Annotated in this window: 21 protein-coding genes; 7 read left to right on the top strand and 14 right to left on the bottom strand. The window is 72.4% G+C overall.

Going from position 1 to position 17,264, the window contains the following annotated elements; genetic code table 11:
* Nucleotides 1-108: 108 nt before the first annotated feature.
* Together ACMTAK_RS36540 and ACMTAK_RS36535 are read right to left on the bottom strand one after the other, a co-directional pair.
* Nucleotides 109-972 carry a polysaccharide deacetylase family protein gene (locus tag ACMTAK_RS36540; RefSeq protein WP_413810120.1) on the bottom strand — a complete coding sequence of 288 codons (864 nt, stop codon included), beginning with the start codon at nt 970-972 and terminating at the stop codon, nt 109-111.
* Nucleotides 973-1,058: 86 nt separating this feature from the next.
* Nucleotides 1,059-1,802: an SDR family oxidoreductase gene (locus ACMTAK_RS36535; RefSeq protein WP_413813105.1), complete on the bottom strand. Its 744-nt coding sequence runs from the start codon at nt 1,800-1,802 to the stop codon at nt 1,059-1,061.
* Nucleotides 1,803-1,986: 184 nt separating this feature from the next.
* On the opposite strand from ACMTAK_RS36535, the gene ACMTAK_RS36530 reads away from it, so the two are divergent.
* Entirely contained in the window at nt 1,987-2,457 is a 471-nt protein-coding gene (locus tag ACMTAK_RS36530; protein WP_413810119.1) for an OsmC family protein, read from the top strand.
* A 2-nt stretch (nt 2,458-2,459) separates the two neighbouring features.
* Here ACMTAK_RS36530 and ACMTAK_RS36525 read toward each other — a convergent pair whose 3' ends face one another.
* Complete coding sequence (locus ACMTAK_RS36525; protein ID WP_413810118.1) at nt 2,460-3,560, bottom strand: alkene reductase; 1,101 nt, start codon at nt 3,558-3,560, stop codon at nt 2,460-2,462.
* Nucleotides 3,561-3,624: 64 nt separating this feature from the next.
* Here ACMTAK_RS36525 and ACMTAK_RS36520 point away from each other — a divergent pair, with 64 nt between their 5' ends.
* The 3 genes from ACMTAK_RS36520 to ACMTAK_RS36510 all read left to right on the top strand — a co-directional run bounded on the left by ACMTAK_RS36520 (nt 3,625) and on the right by ACMTAK_RS36510 (nt 5,875).
* Nucleotides 3,625-3,993, top strand: coding sequence for a MerR family transcriptional regulator (locus ACMTAK_RS36520; RefSeq protein WP_413810117.1), 369 nt, complete (start codon nt 3,625-3,627; stop codon nt 3,991-3,993).
* Nucleotides 3,994-4,181: 188 nt separating this feature from the next.
* A complete protein-coding gene (locus ACMTAK_RS36515) occupies nt 4,182-4,823 on the top strand; it encodes an RNA polymerase sigma factor (RefSeq protein ID WP_413810116.1) in 642 nt (213 codons plus the stop codon).
* Nucleotides 4,820-5,875, top strand: coding sequence for a CU044_5270 family protein (locus ACMTAK_RS36510; RefSeq protein WP_413810115.1), 1,056 nt, complete (start codon nt 4,820-4,822; stop codon nt 5,873-5,875). Before ACMTAK_RS36515 ends, ACMTAK_RS36510 begins: the two co-directional genes overlap by 4 nt.
* A gap of 62 nt (nt 5,876-5,937) precedes the next feature.
* Here the strand turns inward: ACMTAK_RS36510 and hisF are convergent, their stop codons facing one another.
* The 8 genes from hisF to hisD all read right to left on the bottom strand — a co-directional run bounded on the left by hisF (nt 5,938) and on the right by hisD (nt 11,813).
* Complete coding sequence (gene hisF / locus ACMTAK_RS36505; RefSeq protein WP_413810114.1) at nt 5,938-6,708, bottom strand: imidazole glycerol phosphate synthase subunit HisF; 771 nt, start codon at nt 6,706-6,708, stop codon at nt 5,938-5,940.
* On the bottom strand, nt 6,705-7,115 hold the full coding sequence (locus tag ACMTAK_RS36500; RefSeq protein ID WP_413810113.1) for a Rid family hydrolase: 411 nt from the start codon (nt 7,113-7,115) through the stop codon (nt 6,705-6,707). The genes hisF and ACMTAK_RS36500 overlap by 4 nt, the downstream gene beginning before the upstream one ends.
* The gene (gene priA / locus ACMTAK_RS36495; RefSeq protein WP_413810112.1) at nt 7,112-7,843 is read right to left on the bottom strand and encodes a bifunctional 1-(5-phosphoribosyl)-5-((5-phosphoribosylamino)methylideneamino)imidazole-4-carboxamide isomerase/phosphoribosylanthranilate isomerase PriA; all 732 of its coding nucleotides are present in this window, start codon (nt 7,841-7,843) and stop codon (nt 7,112-7,114) included. The genes ACMTAK_RS36500 and priA overlap by 4 nt, the downstream gene beginning before the upstream one ends.
* A 54-nt stretch (nt 7,844-7,897) precedes the next feature.
* Nucleotides 7,898-8,542: an imidazole glycerol phosphate synthase subunit HisH gene (gene hisH, locus ACMTAK_RS36490; RefSeq protein WP_413810111.1), complete on the bottom strand. Its 645-nt coding sequence runs from the start codon at nt 8,540-8,542 to the stop codon at nt 7,898-7,900.
* Nucleotides 8,533-8,697, bottom strand: a complete 165-nt coding sequence (locus ACMTAK_RS36485) for a hypothetical protein (RefSeq protein WP_037948925.1) — start codon at nt 8,695-8,697, stop codon at nt 8,533-8,535. The genes hisH and ACMTAK_RS36485 overlap by 10 nt, the downstream gene beginning before the upstream one ends.
* Nucleotides 8,698-8,782: 85 nt before the next feature.
* Entirely contained in the window at nt 8,783-9,376 is a 594-nt protein-coding gene (hisB, locus tag ACMTAK_RS36480) for an imidazoleglycerol-phosphate dehydratase HisB (protein ID WP_044576972.1), read from the bottom strand.
* A complete protein-coding gene (locus ACMTAK_RS36475; RefSeq protein ID WP_413810110.1) occupies nt 9,373-10,491 on the bottom strand; it encodes a histidinol-phosphate transaminase in 1,119 nt (372 codons plus the stop codon). Before ACMTAK_RS36475 ends, hisB begins: the two co-directional genes overlap by 4 nt.
* Nucleotides 10,488-11,813 carry a histidinol dehydrogenase gene (gene hisD / locus ACMTAK_RS36470; protein ID WP_413810109.1) on the bottom strand — a complete coding sequence of 442 codons (1,326 nt, stop codon included), beginning with the start codon at nt 11,811-11,813 and terminating at the stop codon, nt 10,488-10,490. The genes ACMTAK_RS36475 and hisD overlap by 4 nt, the downstream gene beginning before the upstream one ends.
* 156 nt (nt 11,814-11,969) lie before the next feature.
* Here hisD and ACMTAK_RS36465 point away from each other — a divergent pair, with 156 nt between their 5' ends.
* Genes ACMTAK_RS36465 through ybaK form a run of 3 tightly spaced genes read left to right on the top strand, consistent with a single transcriptional unit; the run spans nt 11,970 to nt 14,870 of the window.
* Nucleotides 11,970-13,565 (top strand): oxidoreductase, encoded by a 1,596-nt coding sequence (locus ACMTAK_RS36465; protein WP_413810108.1) that lies wholly within the window; start codon nt 11,970-11,972, stop codon nt 13,563-13,565.
* A 55-nt stretch (nt 13,566-13,620) separates the two neighbouring features.
* Nucleotides 13,621-14,361, top strand: a complete 741-nt coding sequence (locus tag ACMTAK_RS36460; protein ID WP_413810107.1) for an LON peptidase substrate-binding domain-containing protein — start codon at nt 13,621-13,623, stop codon at nt 14,359-14,361.
* A gap of 11 nt (nt 14,362-14,372) precedes the next feature.
* A complete protein-coding gene (ybaK, locus tag ACMTAK_RS36455) occupies nt 14,373-14,870 on the top strand; it encodes a Cys-tRNA(Pro) deacylase (protein ID WP_413810106.1) in 498 nt (165 codons plus the stop codon).
* Here ybaK and ACMTAK_RS36450 read toward each other — a convergent pair.
* From ACMTAK_RS36450 to ACMTAK_RS36440, 3 genes are all read right to left on the bottom strand, one after another.
* Nucleotides 14,759-15,592 carry a hypothetical protein gene (locus ACMTAK_RS36450; RefSeq protein ID WP_413810105.1) on the bottom strand — a complete coding sequence of 278 codons (834 nt, stop codon included), beginning with the start codon at nt 15,590-15,592 and terminating at the stop codon, nt 14,759-14,761. The genes ybaK and ACMTAK_RS36450 overlap by 112 nt on opposite strands.
* A 126-nt stretch (nt 15,593-15,718) precedes the next feature.
* Complete coding sequence (locus tag ACMTAK_RS36445; RefSeq protein ID WP_413810104.1) at nt 15,719-16,456, bottom strand: SDR family NAD(P)-dependent oxidoreductase; 738 nt, start codon at nt 16,454-16,456, stop codon at nt 15,719-15,721.
* A gap of 13 nt (nt 16,457-16,469) precedes the next feature.
* Nucleotides 16,470-17,252 (bottom strand): SDR family NAD(P)-dependent oxidoreductase, encoded by a 783-nt coding sequence (locus ACMTAK_RS36440; RefSeq protein WP_413810103.1) that lies wholly within the window; start codon nt 17,250-17,252, stop codon nt 16,470-16,472.
* Nucleotides 17,253-17,264 lie beyond the last annotated feature (12 nt).

Genomic DNA, 17,264 nt, shown 5'->3' with positions numbered 1-17,264 from the left:
TGGGCGCACCTCTTGCGCGGCACGGGGCAAGTACACCGTGCGGCTGCTGCGATCAAAGCGGGCCCCGGCAACGGCGTCAAGTCAGCGGTCCCGCTGGATCGGATGGCATCAAGTCGGCGGCCCCCCGGACCAGATCCGCTGGAGCGGCCGGTAGTCGATCACCACGACGCCCTCCTCCGCGAGCAGTTCGCGGGCCCGCGCCGACGTCAGGAACGCGTGGTCGCCGTGGCGCACCCGCCATCCGCCGCCGGGCTCGGCGGCTCGCGACCGGGCGTCGTCCAGCCCGGGGTGGACCGCCCACTCGCTGAGCCCGGACGGAAGGGCGCGCAGCAGCTCGGCGTAGCGGGCCGCCTTACCGTCGACGTCGAGGGCGAAGCTGTCCAGGAAGTCATGGTCGGTGACCGGCAGCCCCCGCCCACGCGTCGTCCGGCGGCCGCCGTCGAGCCAGACCCGCACCGCCAGTCCGTACTCCCCCGCCAGCGCCACGGTCAGCTCGAAGACATCCTCGCGCCCGCCGTCGGCCAGGCAGTGCCAGTCCAGGTGAGTCGGCGTCAGTCCCGCGTCGGCCACGGCCTCGATCTGGGCCCGGAACTCCCGCTCGACCTCCTCGGGGCGCGCCCGCGCGAGCAGTTCCTCCCGCCGGCCGGCGGTGAAGAGCTCGCCCCGCTCGTCGAGCAGCGACGCCACCGTCCCCTTCGCGCTCAGCGGTCCCCACCGGAGGTGGTCCGCGTCGCGGACGAGCGTGAGGTGGATGCCGAACGGAATGCCCGGCCGCGCGCGCAGCATCCGCAGGGCCTGCGGCGCCCCCGGGCACGGCACCATCAGACTGCAGGAGCTCGCGATCCCCTCCTCGATCGCGTCGATGACGGCGACGTTGACCGACTCGTGCATGCCGAGGTCGTCGCAGTTGACGATGAGCACCCGCGCATCGGGCGGGAACCCCAGCAGCTGACTCGACGTGGCTCCGTCCATGCCCTCAGTGTGAGCCGCCGTCACCGATCGCCCTACCGGTTTTCCGTCTCCCCCGCGGACGGCCCGCCCCTGCGGACGGCCCGTCCCTACTGGGCGCTCGCGGCCGGGCGCACCACGATCTCGTTGACGTCGACCTCGGGCGGCTGTCCGATGGCGTACGCGATGGCGTCGGCGATCGCGGAGGCGGGGATGGCCACCGAGCGGTAGGTCTTCATGGCCTCGCGGGCGTTCGGATCGGAGATGGACTCGGCGAGTTCGGACTCGGTCACGCCCGGGGAGACCAGGCTGACCCGGATGTCACCGGCCGACTCCTGGCGCAGCCCCTCCGAGATGGCGCGCACGGCGAACTTGGTGGCGCAGTACACCGCCGCGGTGGGCACCACCTCGTACGCGCCCACCGAGGCGATGTTCACGACATGCCCGCCGCCCTGCTCCCGCATCACCGGCAGGGCCGCGGCGATGCCGTACAGCACACCGCGCACATTCACATCGAGCATCCGGTCCCACTCGTCGACCTTCAGCGCCTCGAGCGGTGAGAGGGGCATCACCCCGGCGTTGTTGACCATCACGTCCACCCGCCCGAACCGCTCCCGGGCGGCCGCCACGAAGGCCCGCATGTCATCGGCCGCGGTGACGTCCAGCCTCTGGTACGACGCGCTGCCGCCCTCGGCGGTGATCTCCCCGGCCAGCTCCCCCAGCCGCTCGGTGCGCCGCGCCCCCAGATGGACCCGGTGCCCGTCGGCGGCGAGCCGGCGCGCGGTCGCCGCCCCGATCCCGCTGCTGGCCCCGGTGATGAGCACGACCTTGCCGGTCCCGGTCATGTCGTTCATGGCGTTCATGGCGGTATCCCTTTCCGTCCTGGTGCCGCTCCGTCCTGGCCCCACCGAGTCTGCGCAGGTCAGAGCCCCCGTACCAGGACGCGCTCCTCCTGGGTGGGACACTCCCCGTCAGCACGGCACGATGGGCGGGGGCCAGTTCCGCCACCGCTGGGACACGAAGGGGAGCGCACAGACGATGGGCCGACAGCACACCTACCGCGCCACCGTCCGGTGGACCGGTAACACCGGTTCGGGGACGAGTGGTTACCGGGACTACGGGCGGTCGCACGACATCCTCGGCGAGGGGAAGCCGACCCTGCGGGGCAGTGCCGATCCCGCGTTCCTGGGGGATCCGGAGTGCTGGAATCCGGAGGAGTTCCTGCTGGCCTCGCTCTCGCAGTGCCACATGCTGACCTACCTCTCCGTATGCGCCCGGGACGGGGTGACGGTCACGGCGTACGAGGACGTCGCCGCCGGGGTCATGGAGGAGACGGCCGGGCACAGCGGGCGCTTCACCGAGGTGGTGCTCAATCCGGTGGTCACCGTCGCGGACGAGGGGATGCTGGAGCGGGCGCGTTCGGCGCATACGGAAGCCCATCAGGCGTGCTTCATCGCGAACTCGGTCAACTTCCCCGTCCGCCACCAGCCGGCCGTCCGGGTCGGCTGAGCTCAGACCGCCGTCAGGGTGGGGTAGTCCGTGTAGCCGGTCTCGCCGCCCACGTACATCAGATAGGCGTCCCGTATGGGGTTGAGCGGGGCGCCGGTGCGCAGGCGGGTCACCAGGTCGGGGTTGGCCAGGAAGGTGCGGCCGAGGGCGATCAGATCGGCGCCTTCGGCCAGCAGCGCCCCGGCCTGGCGCATCCCCCCGTCGGCGGGGACGCCGTCGCCGGGCAGTGACGGGTTGGCGATCAGCGTGGCCGGCCAGGAGGCGCGGAGCTCCCGGAAGAGGGGCTGGTCCGGCCGGGCGCGGACGATGTGCAGATAGGCGAGCCCGGTGCCCGCGAGCTCCTTGATGAGCGCGGGGTAGAGGGCCTCGGTGTCGCCCTCCTCGATGCCGTTGACGGTGGATCCGGGCGAGATGCGCAGGCCCACCCGCTCGGGGCCGATCGCGTCGGCGACGGCGTGGACCACCTCGGCCACGAACCGGACGCGCCCGGCCGCCGGGCCGCCGTAGGCGTCGGTGCGGCGGTTGGTGCCCCGGGCCAGGAACTGGTGGAGGAGGTAGCCGTTGGCGGCGTGCACCTCCACTCCGGCGAAGCCCGCGCCCCGGGCATTGCGCGCGGCGGCGGCGAAGTCGGCGACGGTGGAACGGATCTCATCGAGCGTCATCTCGCGCGGTACGACGGACCGCTGATGGCCGTTCGGGGTGAAGATCGTCTCCGGGAGCGGCACCGGCGAGGGGGCCACCGGCATCAGTCCGCTGGTGTCCGGGTGGCCGACCCGGCCGCCGTGCTGAAGCTGGAGGAACATCCGGCCGCCCGCCGCGTGCACCGCGTCGGTCACCCGCCGCCATCCGGCCACCTGCGCCGCGTTGTGGATCGCGGCGATGTCGGGGTAGGTCTGGCCCACCGCGTTGGGCGTGGCGGCCTCGGCGACGATCAGTCCGGCCGTGGCGCGCTGGGCGTAGTAGGTGGCCATGATCGGCAGGGGCACGCCGTCGGCGGCGGCGCGGTTACGCGTCATCGGCGCCATGACCAGGCGGTTGGGGAGGTCGAGAGGGCCGACTCGGGCGGGTTCGAAGAGGCTGGGTATCTCGGGTGTGTGCGTCATGCGGGTACGGTAGAACTTGCCATTGATGTCAGATTCAACCCCGAACCGGCAGGCGAGGTGAGGAATGCGGATCGGCGAACTGGCGCGGCGCACCGGCGTCAGCGAGCGCTCCCTGCGCTACTACGAGAAGCAGGGCCTGATGACGGCCGAGCGCACCCCGGGCGGCCATCGCGAGTACGGGGAGGGCGCGGTGGACCGCGTCATCCGCATCCAGGAGCTGTTCGCCGCGGGGCTGTGCAGCGAGAAGATCGCCCAACTGCTCCCCTGCATGCGCGACTCGGACGGCGGCCCGTCGCGGACGGCCAACGGGCAGCTGGTCTCCGATCTGACGGTGGAGCGTGAGCGCATCGACCGGATGATCGCGGATCTGCTCCGCTCCCGTGAGGTCCTGGACGAGGTGATCGAGGCGGCGTCGTTCCCGGCCGATCACTGAGTGTCCGTCGGACCACGGGCGGAGCCCCAGTTGAGTGCAGGGGCGGGGAGGGGAGCAACGCGCCGCAGGCGTACGCGTACCGCGGACACCCCTGGACGGGCACCTCGCCACCCGCGCCCTATGTGTGGCGCAGGTCACGGGAACCACCTCCGCCGTGCGGAGAGGCACGGGTGTGAGGTGTGAACGAGATGAGTGATGGCTTGCGGGCGCGGATACGGGCGGGTGACCGTGAGGCGTTCGCGGAGCTCTACGAGAGTTACGCGCGCATGGTCTACAACCATGCCTTCCGGCTGACCGGCGACTGGTCGGTGGCCGAGGAGGTGATGGGCGATACGTTCCTCGATGCCTGGCGCACCCGGGAGCGACTGGAGCCGGGCGACGACACGCTGAAACCGTGGCTGCTGGGCGTGGCGACGAACAAGGCCCGCAACGCCAACCGCGGCATCGGCCGCCGCCTGGCCTTCCTGGCCCGCCGTCCGGCGCCCGACCCGGTGGCGGACTTCGCCGACGAGGCGGCGGGCCGGATCGACGACGCCCGCCGGATCGCCGCCGTGCGCACGGTGTTCGGCCGGCTGCGGCGCGGGGAGCAGGAGGTGCTGGCGCTGTGCGTCTGGTCCGGTCTGGACTACGCGCAGGCGGCCGAGGCCATGGGCATCCCGGTGGGAACGGTGCGCTCGCGGCTGTCCCGGGCCCGCGCCCGGCTGCGCACCCTCGCCGATCAGCGGCTCGCGGAAGAAAAGAAGGAACCGCCGCACCGTCGCGGAGAGGTACAGCGTGAGGCCGCGTTCGCGGCCCTGCCCTTTCAGGAGTTTCAGGAGGACCCCCGATGAACGCCGCCGGCTCCGGGCCCGCCCGGCCCGAGCGCGAGCGCGAGGACGCCGCGTACGAGGACACCGCGCGCGAGGAGCTCGCCCGGCTGCTTCCTCCCGTCCCGGCCGAACGGGACGTGCCCTCCGCTCCGTACCTCCACCACAAGGACCGATTGATGCAGCACATCGATGACGACCGGAACCGCACCCCCGCGCCCGCCCCGAAGGTCCGGTGGCGGCTGCCGCGCCCGGCGCTGCTGATGCCCGCCGCGGCCCTGGCGCTGGCCGGGGCGCTGGCCGTCACCCTCACCGGGGGCGGGACGTCCGGCGACACCACCGCCCAGCCGCGCGAGACCGCCACCGTCCTGCTCGACCGGATCGCCGGGACCGCGGCGAAGTCGGACGTCAAGCCGGTGCGACAGGACCAGTTCGTCTACGTCAAGAGCGTGACGGCGGGGGCCGAGCTGGAGGAGAACGGCGCCTCCACACTGGAGCCGCGGCACGAGCGGGAGGTCTGGACGTCGCAGCGGGTGAAGCGGATCACCAAGACCGGCGAGATCCACGAGGGCGGGGGCTACGCCCCGATGCGCGAACTGGGAGGGTCTCCGGCGGGTATCGACCGCCCCACGTACCAGTGGCTGGCGTCCCTGCCGACCGACCCGGACGACCTGCTCGAGGAGCTCTACCGGATGACCGACGCGGACGGGGGCCAGGAGAAGGCGCAAGCCGTCTTCGACCAGATCGGCTACCTGCTGGGCGAGACGGTGATGCCGCCACGGAACGCCGCCGCCCTGTACAAGGCCGCCGCGAAGATCCCGGGGGTGACGCGGCAGGAGGACGCGGTGGACGCGGCGGGCCGCCACGGGGTCGGCATCGCCCGCGTCGACAAGAGGGCGTGGACGGCCACCGAGTGGGTCTTCGACCGGGACAGCCTGGCCTACCTCGGCGTGCGCAGCTACCGGACGAAGGACGTCGGGGCGGGCAAGAAGGGCGACGTCATGGAGGAGACCGCGGTCCTGAAGCGCGGCATCGTCGACGCGTACCGCCAGCGGCCGGGCTCCGCCGCGAAGTGACGCCCTGAGGCGGTGAAGCGGGGGATCACCGGCCGGTGATCCCCCGCTTCATGGCGTCTTCCTCAGCGGACCGGGTGCCCCGCCTCCCGTAGCGCGTCCTTCACCTGGCCGATCCGCAGATCGCCGAAGTGGAAGACGGAGGCCGCGAGCACCGCGTCGGCCCCCGCGGCGATGGCCGGCGAGAAGTCCGCCGCCTTGCCGGCGCCGCCGCTGGCGATCACCGGGACGGTGACGTGCTTGCGGACGGCCTCGATCATGGCCGTGTCGTAGCCGTCCTTGGTGCCGTCCGCGTCCATGGAGTTCAGCAGGATCTCCCCGGCGCCCAGTCCCACCGCGCGGTGGGCCCATTCGACGGCGTCGATGCCGGTGCCACGGCGGCCGCCGTGGGTGGTGACCTCGTAGCCGGAGGGGGTCACCGTCCCCTCGGGGCAGCGGCGGGCGTCGACCGAGAGGACGAGCACCTGGCTGCCGAAGCGCTCGGCGATCTCGCGGATCAGCTCGGGGCGGGCGATGGCGGCGGTGTTGACGCCGACCTTGTCCGCCCCGGCGCGCAGCAGCTTGTCGACGTCCTCCGGGGTGCGGACGCCGCCGCCGACCGTGAGCGGGATGAAGACCTGCTCGGCGGTGCGGCGGACCACGTCGTAGGTGGTCTCGCGATCGCCCGAGGAGGCGGTGATGTCGAGGAAGGTGAGCTCGTCCGCGCCCTCCTCGCCGTAGATCTTGGCCATCTCGACCGGGTCGCCCGCGTCCCGCAGATTCTGGAAGTTGACGCCCTTGACGACCCGGCCGTTGTCCACGTCCAGGCAGGGGATGACTCGGACCGCCAGGGTCATGACTGTCGTGCTCCTCGGAATGCTTCCAGTTCGACTTCCACCAGGACGCGCGAGTCGACGAAGCCGGACACCACGACCAGCGTCGCGGCCGGGCGCACGGCGTCGAAGAGCTCCTTGTGGGCGCGGCCCACCTCGTCCACGTCGCGGGCGTGGGTGAGGTACATACGGGTGCGGACCACCGATTCGACGCCGAGGTCGAACCTCTTCAGCGCGTCCAGCGCATGGCCGAAGGCCGCGAGCGTCTGCTCGTACGGATCCCCCTCGCCCTCCAGGACGCCGCGCTCCGCGAGCGGCATCGTCCCGGCGACGAGCACCAGGTCACCGGCCTCGACGGCCCGGGCGAACCCGATGGTCTGTTCCCAGGGACTCTCGGTCTGGACCCGTCGCCCGATCTCGGGTGAGGTCATACGGCCACCGCCTCCAACGCCTCTTCCAAGGTGAACGCCTTGGCGTAGAGCGCCTTGCCCACGATGGCGCCCTCGACACCTTCCGGTACCAGGGTCGCAAGGGCACGCAGGTCGTCAAGCGAGGAAACGCCGCCGGAGGCGATGACGGGCCGGTCGGTCGCGGCGCAGACATTGCGCAGCAGCTCCAGGTTGGGGCCCTGGAGGGTACCGTCCTTGGCGATGTCGGTGACGACGTAGCGGGCGCAGCCCTCGGAGTCGAGACGGGCCAGCGTCTCGTACAGATCGCCGCCGTCCCGGGTCCAGCCGCGGCCGCGCAGCGTGGTTCCGCGCACATCGAGGCCCACGGCGATCAGGTCGCCGTGCTCGGCGATGACCTTGGCGACCCACTCGGGGGACTCCAGCGCGGCCGTGCCGAGGTTCACCCGGGCGCAGCCGGTGGCCAGGGCGGCCGCCAGCGAGGCGTCGTCGCGGATCCCGCCGGACAGCTCGACCTTGAGGTCCATGGCGCGGGCCACCTCGGCGATCTGCGCGCGGTTGTCCCCGGTGCCGAAGGCGGCGTCGAGGTCCACCAGGTGCAGCCACTCGGCACCCGCCCGCTGCCAGGCCAGGGCGGCCTCCATCGGGTCGCCGTACGACGTCTCGGAGCCGGACTCCCCGTGGACGAGGCGGACGGCCTGGCCGTCGCGGACATCGACGGCGGGGAGGAGTTCGAGGCGATGCGTGCGCATGCGGGCAACCTTCGGTGAGAGCGTGCGGGCGGTGAGAGCTGGCGCGGGGGCCGGTCAGAGCGTGTCGAGCCAGTTGCGGAGCAGCCGCGCCCCGGCGTCGCCCGACTTCTCGGGGTGGAACTGGGTGGCCCACAGCGGGCCGTTCTCGACGGCGGCGACGAACGGCTCGCCATGGGTGGACCAGGTGACCTTCGGGGCGGGGATATGCGGGTTGGTGACCTCGAGCTCCCAGGTGCGGACCGCGTAGGAGTGGACGAAGTAGTACCGCTCGCCCTCGTCCAGGCCCGCGAAGAGCTGGGAGTCGCCGGGCGCCTTGACCGTGTTCCAGCCCATGTGGGGGACGACAGGGGCGCGCAGCGGCTCGACCGTGCCGGGCCACTCGTCCAGGCCCTCGGCCGGGGCGCCGTGCTCGATTCCGCGCCCGAAGAGGATCTGCATGCCGACGCAGATGCCCATGACCGGGCGGCCGCCGGACAGCCGGCGCCCCACGATCCAGTCGCCGCGCGCCGCCCGCAGCCCCTTCATACAGGCGGCGAAGGCACCGACACCGGGGACGAGCAGGCCGTCGGCGGCCATGGCCTTGTCGTAGTCACGGGTGATCTCGACCCGCGCGCCGACATGGGCGAGGGCCCGCTCGGCGGACCGGACGTTGCCGAATCCGTAGTCGAGGACAACGACGCTCTTGTTGCTCAATTCCATACCTCAAGCCGCAGGACGCCGGCGAGCAGCGCCATCGTGGCACCGATCCCGAGCAGCGTGATGATGCTCTTGGACATGCCCTGCTTGACGAAGGAGATGACCCCGCCGAGCAGAAACAGTCCTACGAGGATGAACACGGTCGACAGGCCGTTCACGAAGCTACCTCGTTCGCTTCTCCGCCCGCGCGGCGAAAGCGCGGGTCGAGTGTCGTCTGCGGCCCGGCGGCCGCGCGCGCGACGCTCACAGGGCCCCCTTGGTGGAGGGGAGGATCCCGGCGGCGCGGGGGTCCCGCTCGCTGGCGTAGCGCAGGGCCCGCGCCAGGGCCTTGAACTGGCACTCCACGATGTGGTGGGCGTTGCGCCCGTAGGGCACGTGGACATGCAGGGCGATCTGCGCCTGGGCCACGAAGGACTCCAGGATGTGCCGGGTCATCGTGGTGTCGTAGGTCCCGATCATCGGCGCGATGTTCTCCGGCTCGGTGTGCACCAGGTACGGGCGGCCGGAGAGGTCGACGGTCACCTGGGCCAGCGACTCGTCCAGCGGCACCGTGCAGTTGCCGAAGCGGTAGATGCCCACCTTGTCGCCGAGCGCCTGCTTGAAGGCGGCGCCGAGCGCGAGGGCGGTGTCCTCGATGGTGTGGTGGGTGTCGATGTGCAGGTCGCCCTCGGTCTTGACCGTGAGGTCGAAGAGACCGTGGCGGCCGAGCTGGTCGAGCATGTGGTCGTAGAAGCCGACCCCTGTCGACACATCGACCTGGCCGGTGCCGTCGAGGTCGATCTCGACGACGACCGAGGTCTCCTTGGTGCTGCGCTCCACGCGTCCCACGCGGGTCATGCGCTCTTCTCCTTCATCAGCTCGCGTACCGCGTCGAGGAACGCGTCGTTCTCGGCCCGGGTCCCCGCGGTGACCCGCAGCCATCCCGGTACACCGTTGTCCCGGACCAGGACGCCCCGGTCCAGCAGGCCCTGCCACGCCGCGTGGGCGTCCTCGAAGCGGCCGAACTGGACGAAGTTGGCGTCGGAGTCGGTCACCTCGCAGCCGATGGTGCGCAGCTCGCTCACCAGCCGGTCGCGCTCGGCCTTGAGCGCCTCGACGTACCCCAGCAGCGTATCGGTGTGCTCCAGGGCGGCCAGCGCGGTGGCCTGGGTGATGGCGGACAGGTGGTACGGCAGGCGGACCAGCTGGACGGCGTCGACGACCGCCGGGTCGGCGGCGAGGTAGCCGAGCCGCAGCCCGGCCGCGCCGAACGCCTTGGACATGGTCCGCGAGAGCACCAGCCGCGGCCGCCCCTCGATCAGCGGCAGCAGCGACGGACGGTGGCTGAACTCCCCGTACGCCTCGTCCACGACGACGAGCGCCCCGGCGGTGTCCGCCCTGGCGTCCTGCGCCGCGTCGTGCAGCGCCAGTACCGTCTCGGCGCCGACCGCCGTCCCCGTCGGATTGTTCGGCGAGGTGATGAAGACGACATCGGGGCGGTGCTCGGCGATGGCCTTACGGGCGGCATCGACATCGATGGTGAAATCGGCGTTCCGGGGACCGGAAATCCAGCCGGTGCCGGTGCCCCGGGAGATCAGCGCGTGCATCGAGTACGAGGGCTCGAAGCCGATCGCGGTGCGCCCCGGGCCGCCGAAGGTCTGCAGCAGCTGCTGGAGCACCTCGTTGGACCCGTTGGCCGCCCAGACCTGGGCGACACCGACCTCGAGACCGGCGGTACGGCTGAGGTAGCGGGCCAGCCCGGTGCGGAGCTCGACCGCGTCCCGGTCCGGGTAGCGGTTGAGGTTCCGGGCCGCCTCGGCGACCCGCTCGGCGATCCGGGCGACCAGCGGCTCGGGCAGCGGATAGGGGTTCTCGTTGGTGTTCAGCCGTACGGGCACGTCCAGCTGCGGAGCGCCGTACGGGGATTTGCCACGGAGCTCGTCCCGGATCGGGAGATCGTCAATGCCGGTCACTTGCTCGGTGGCACCTTCCAGTCGAACCTTGCCTTCACCGCGGCGCCGTGGGCGGGCAGATCCTCCGCCTCGGCCAGCGTCACCACATGGCCGGCGATCTCGGCCAGCGCGTCCCGGGTGTAGTCCACCACATGGATGCCGCGCAGGAAGGACTGCACGGACAGCCCCGAGGAGTGACAGGCGCAGCCGCCGGTGGGCAGCACATGGTTGGAGCCCGCCGCGTAGTCGCCGAGCGACACCGGGGCGTAGGCCCCGACGAAGATCGCCCCGGCGTTGCGCACCCGGGCCGCGACGGCCGCCGCGTCCTCGGTCTGGATCTCCAGGTGCTCGGCCGCGTACGCGTCCACGACGGCCAGGCCCTGCTCCAGACCGTCCACCAGCACGATGCCGGACTGCCGGCCGGCCAGCGCCGGACCGATCCGGTCCGCGACATGCTTGGTGGCCCCGACCTGGACCTCGAGCTCCTTCTCGACCGCGGCGGCCAGCTCCTCGGAGTCGGTGACCAGCACGGACGCGGCCAGCGGATCGTGCTCGGCCTGGCTGATCAGGTCCGCGGCGACGTGCACCGGGTCGGCGGTGGCGTCGGCGAGGATGGCGATCTCGGTCGGCCCGGCCTCGGCGTCGATGCCGATCCGGCCCTTGAGCAGCCGCTTGGCCGCCGCGACCCAGATGTTGCCGGGGCCGGTCACCATCGAGACCGGACGGCAGTCCTCGGTGCCGTAGGCGAACATGGCGACGGCCTGGGCGCCGCCCGCCGCGTACACCTCGTCCACGCCCAGCAGCGCGCACGCCGCGAGGATGGTGGGGTGCGGCAGCCCGCCGAACTCCGCCTGCGGCGGGGAGGCGACGGCCATCGAGGCGACCCCGGCCTCCTGCGCGGGCACCACGTTCATCACCACGGACGAGGGGTAGACCGAGCGCCCGCCCGGTACGTACAGCCCGACGCGCTCGACCGGCACCCAGCGCTCGGTGACCGTGCCGCCCGGCACCACCTGGGTGGTGTGGTCGCTGCGCCGCTGGTCGCGGTGGACCAGCCGGGCCCGCCGGATGGACTCCTCCAGGGCGGCCCGCACGGCCGGGTCCAGCCCGGCGAGGGCGCTCTCCAGCGCCTCCGCGGGGACCCGCACCCGCTCCATGGTCACGCCGTCGAACCGATGGGCGTAGTCGATCAGCGCAGCGGTACCGCGATGGCGTACGTCGTCGCAGATGGGCCGCACCTTCTCCAGGGCGGCCTCGACGTCGAGCTCGGCACGGGGCAGCAGGTCGCGGTCGATCCCGCCCTCGGGGAAGGCGGCGCCGCGCAGATCGATACGGGAGATCACGCGATCAATTGTCTCAGACCCGCCACGAGGCCCCTCCCCCCGTATCAGTCAGTGATACGGACCCCCTAAGTTGACCCTGACCGTTGGCGTTCAACCGGTTACTCAGCGGGAATGTGCTCCGTACGGGGACACGGAGATTCAGGAGGGGACACGGCTGTGACCGAGCCGCACGATGGCGACCCACCCCCGGGCCTCGATCTGACCACCGCCGAATGGGGCATGTGGCAGGCGTTCCGCAATGGCAGCACCCATGACCTGCGCACCTCCCACCCCCAGCGGAACGACCCCTCAGGACCGTACGCCTGGGGCCCGGAGCGCAGCGTCCGCGCGCGGGTCGTGGCCCTCCTGCTGCTGGACGGGCCGCCCGCGCAGCCGGGCCGGGTCTCGGCGCTCAAGCTCAACGGGGTGCACATCACCGGCACGCTCGATCTGGCCGGCGGGAACATCGAGCCCTATGTGGAGCTCAAGAACTGCCGCTTCGAGCGGGAGGTGCTGGTCCCCGAGGCGCAGTTCACCACCCTGCGCCTGGTGGGCTGCTCCCTCCCCCGGCTGGAGGCGGCCCGGCTGCGCACCGAGGGCGATCTGCATCTGCCGCGCTGTGTGGTCGAGCACGGCATCAGGCTCACCGACGCCCATATCGGCACCGATTTACTGCTCAACCAGCTCATCGTGCGCCGCGACCGCCGGGGCATGTCGATCAGCGCCGACGGGCTGACCGTCGCCCAGGACTTCCAGGCCGACATGATCGAGTCGTATGGCGAGCTGAGCCTGCGCGGGGCGCAGATCGGCGTGTCGCTCAGCCTGCGCGGCAGCCGGCTGCGCAACCCTTACGGCCGACGCGCGCTGAACGCGCCGCAGCTGACCGTGGAGCGCAGCCTGTACCTCACCGCGGGCGGGGTGAGCACGTACTCCAGCGGCTCCACCCCGCCGTACGGCACCGCCTCCACCCCCACCCGCGGCACCCGGATCCAGCGCTTCGAGTGCGAGGGCGGGGTCCGGCTGGACGACGGGCGGATCGGGGACGCGATCGACTTCGACCAGGCCCGCTTCATCATGGAGAACGACCAGGAGCTGTCGCTGCGCCGGGTCCAGACGCCCGAACTGCGCTTCCTCGGGGAGCGGCCGCAGCGCGGACGGGTGATCCTCTCCGGCGCCCGGGTGGTCAACCTTGTCGACAAGTCGGTGAGCTGGCCGGGGCCCGGCGGGCTGACCATGGCCGGGTTCAGCTATGAGTGCCTGATTCCGCGCGGCCACTTCCCGCTGGCCCGTCGGCTGGAGTGGGTGGCCGCCGCCACGCCCGAGTACGCGCCCGAGCCGTACGAGATGCTGGCCAACACGATGCGGGCCAGCGGCGAGGACGCCGATGCCCGCGAGGTGCAGCTCGCCAAGCAGCGGCGCCGCCGGGAGACGCTGCCGCTCGCCGGGAAGGTGTGGGGCTATCTCCAGGACTGGACGGTGGCCTACGGCTATCGCCCGGGCCGGGCGGCGGTGTGGATGGCGGTGCTGTGGGCGGTCGGCTCGGTGTTCTTCGCCCACAACCGGCCGGAGGCGCTGAAGCCCGACGAATCACCGAACTGGAACGCCTCGCTGTACACGCTCGATCTGCTGATCCCGGTCATCGATCTGGGCATGGACGGCTACTGGAAACCCCAGGGCGCCGTCCAATGGGCCTCCATCGTCATGATCCTTCTGGGCTGGGTGCTGGCCACCGCGGTCGCCGCCGGCGCGTCCCGGCTGCTGCGTCGCCAGTGACCGCTGCTCCGGCACCAGTGAAAGGGAACGCGCGGGGCCATTAGGCTTACGCCCCGTGACCTCCGCGCGCCTTCCGCTCTTCCCGCTGAACACGGTGCTGTTCCCGGGGCTCGTCATGCCCCTGAACGTCTTCGAGCAGCGGTATCGCTCCCTGATGCGCGATCTGTCGGCGCTCCCCGAGGACGCGCCGCGCCGGTTCGGGGTGATCGCGATCAAGGACGGCCATGAGGTCGCGCCGAGCGCGATCGGCCTCCCGGACGCCCTCACGCTGCCGGACCCCGGCCCCACCGCCGGGTTCGGCCCGGACCCCGCCAAGTCCTTCTACTCCGTGGGGTGCGTGGCGGACGCGGCCACCATCCGGGAGCAGGATGACGGCACCTTCGAGGTGCTGGCCACCGGCACCACCCGCTTCGAGCTGGTCTCCGTGGACTCCTCGGGCCCGTATCTGACGGCCGAGGTCAAGGAGCTGGAGGAGGAGCAGGGCGACGGCGCCGGGGCGCTGGCCTCGGGGGTCGTACGGGCCTTCCGCATGTACCAGAAGCGGCTCGCGGGCGCCCGGGAGCGCACCCTGGCGGCCGAGCAGGACCTGCCGGGCGAGCCGTCCGTCCTCTCCTACCTGGTGGCGGCCGCCGCCGTGCTCGACACGCCCGCGAAGCAGCGGCTGCTCCAGGCGCCGGACACCGCGAGCCGGCTGGCCGACGAGCTGAAACTCCTTCGCACCGAGAGCGCGGTCATCGGTAAGCTCCCGTCGCTCCCCGCCGTCGATCTGACCCGCGGTCCCACCAGCCCCAACTGACGCGGACGAACATGCCGAAGAAGACCAAGAAGAACTCGGCGGGCACCCCCGCCACCACCGCCCTCACCGCCGCGGGCACGGACTTCACCGTGCACTCCTACGAGCACGACCCGGCGGCCCCGTCCTACGGCGAGGAGGCCGCCCAGGCGCTCGGCGTCGCACCGGAGCGGGTCTTCAAGACCCTCGTCGCGAGCGTCGATGACCACCTTACGGTCGCCATCGTGCCCGTCTCGGCCTCGCTCGACCTCAAGGCGCTCGCCTCGGCGGTCGGCGGCAAGCGCGCCACGATGGCGGACCCGACGGTGGCCGAGCGCACCACGGGCTATGTGCGGGGCGGAATCTCCCCACTCGGCCAGCGCAAACGCCTCCCCACGGCCCTGGACGCGTCGGCCGACGGCTACGAGACGATCTGCGTCTCGGCGGGCCGCCGCGGCTTGGAGGTCGAACTGTCCCCCAAGGACCTGGCGTCGCTGACGGACGCGGTGGTGGCACCGATCGCCCGCTCGTAGCTCTCACGGCGGGCCCGCTCATGGCTCGCGAGGCAGGTGCGGGCCCGCACCACGTACCCGTCGCGGATCTCCACGTCGTACCCGGCGGCGGGACCGAGCGGACCCCGGACGGCGAGAGCGTCCCCGTCCAGCCGGCCGCTCTGCCGGATCCACTCCAGCCGGACCAGGGTGTCGGCGGCCAGGGCGCAGGGGTCCGGGCCGGTCGGCGGCGGCCACAGGGCGGGCGCAGGACGGGCCCAGGCGTCCGCCACGCCCTCCACCCGCTCCAGATAGCGGCGGGGGGACCAGCGGGGCGAGGCGAGCGCGGCGACGACGGCGCGGGCCGTGACCCCGGAGTCCACCACCGCCACTGTCCCGAGCGCCTCCAACGCGTCGTCGGCGCGGCGGGCCCCGCCCGGGGCGACGCGCAGCACCACGCCCCGGCGCCGGTCCTCCTCCCCGGGCACGGACAGCGGCCCGGACGGCCGCGCGCGGTCCGGAGATGCCAGTTCCGCTCCGGGGGCCCAATGCCGTACGGCAGCCACCAGGGCGACCAGTCCCGCACAGGCTGTGGTCGCTCCGGTGGGTCCGGTCACCAGCCAGCCGCCGCTCCCGACCGCCACCCGCACCCCGGGCCGGTCCACCGCGCCGACCGCGGCGGCCACCGCCCGGCGGGCGGCGACCCCGCTGACCCAGGGCCGCGCCCAGTCGAACGCGCCCCGCTCACCGCAGGCCCCGCACATCCCGCCACCTTCCTTCTTCTGTCGTTCCCGCTTCCGTCGCCCCCGAGCCGTATGCGTCCGGGCCCGGCCCGCCGAGTCCCCGGTTCGCGCCCGACGCGGGGAGGGCCGCGGCCGGCGCCGACGCGGCTACGGCATCACATCGCCGCTGTTGGGGCCGAGGGTCTGGCCGACGTACAGATTGCCGCCGGGGTCGCTGGCGAGCAGCACGGCGGTCGGGGCGACCTCCTCGGGCCGGCCGAACCGCCCCAGTGGCAGTTCGGCCTGTTTGGCCGCCTTCCACTCCGGGGTGATCCCGGCGACCAGCGGGGTGTCGATCGGCCCCGGCGCGATGGCGTTCACCAGGACGCCCCGCTCCGCGACCTCCAGGGCCAGCGACTTGGTCAGCCCGATGACCCCGGCCTTGGCGGCCGCGTAGTGGGACAGCGACCGGCCACCCTTGATACCGAGCTGCGAGGCGATATTGATGACCCTCCCCCAGCCCCGCTGCGCCATCTGGGGGACGGCGTAGCGGCAGCAGAGGAAGACGCCCGTCAGATCGACCGCGAGGGTCTCGGACCACATCCGCGGGTCCATCTCCATCAGTGGCGCCTCCGTGAGGATGCCCGCAGCGTTGACGAGGATGTCGATCCCGCCGAACTCCCCTACCGCGGCCGACATCACCGCCTCCACGGCGGCCGGATCGCTCACGTCCACCGCCGTGTGCCCGGCGGCACCGGTCCGCTCGGCCACGGCCCTCGCCCGCTCCCCGTCGCGGTCGGCCACCACCACCCGGGCCCCTTCGGCCGCGTAGGCCTCGACGACGGCACGGCCGATCCCGCTGGCCCCGCCGGTGATGAACGCGGTCCGTTCGTCCAGCGCACCCATCAGCACTCCCTCCTCATGCGGGCATCCTCACGGTGAGGCCGCCGTCGACGACCAGACTCTGACCGGTGATGTACGAGGCGCCGTCCGAGGTCAGATAGGCGATCGCGGAGGCGATCTCCCCGGGCCTCCCGACCCGTCCCCAGGGGATGTCCCCGGCGGCACGGGACAGCCCCTCGGGACCGAGCGAGTTGACGGGGTCGGAGGACTGGGGGGTTTCGATGAGCCCCGGAATGACGGAGTTGACGCGAATGCCCCGCGGGGCGAGTTCGACCGCGAGACTGCGGCACAGCCCGAGCACACCGGCCTTCGCGGCGGCGTAGTGGGCATGGTCGTCCCAGCCGTAGACCCCACCCGCGATGGAGGACACCGCCACCATCGCGCCCGGTCCGTCCATCCGCCGCGCGGCGGAGCGCAGGGTGCGCAGCACCCCGGTGAGGTCGACGGAGAGCATGTCGTCCCAGGCGTCGTCGGTGAGCTGGTCGAGCGGTGCCCGGCGCAGCACCCCGGCGTTGGCCACGGCGATGTCCAGGCGGCCGAAGGCCGTAAGGGCGTGTTCGGCGAACGCCTCGACCTGAGCGGGGTCGCGCACGTCGACCTCGTACCGCGTGCACTCCCCGCCCGCCGCCTTCACCAGGCGCTCGGTCCCGGTGGGGTCGTGGGGGTCGCCGGGGTAGCTGCCGATGACGGTGCGCACCCCGCGGCGGGCGTACTCCACGGCGAGCGCGCGGCCGATGCCGCTGGCCGCCCCGGTGATGACGGCGACGCGCCGGTCCGTGGGATGGTCGGTCCTTGCCACTGTGGTTTTCTC

Origin of the sequence: Streptomyces lacaronensis (genome assembly GCF_047337785.1) — a bacterium.
GTDB lineage: Bacteria > Actinomycetota > Actinomycetes > Streptomycetales > Streptomycetaceae > Streptomyces > Streptomyces lycopersici.
This window is presented reverse-complemented; position numbering and strand designations above follow the sequence as displayed.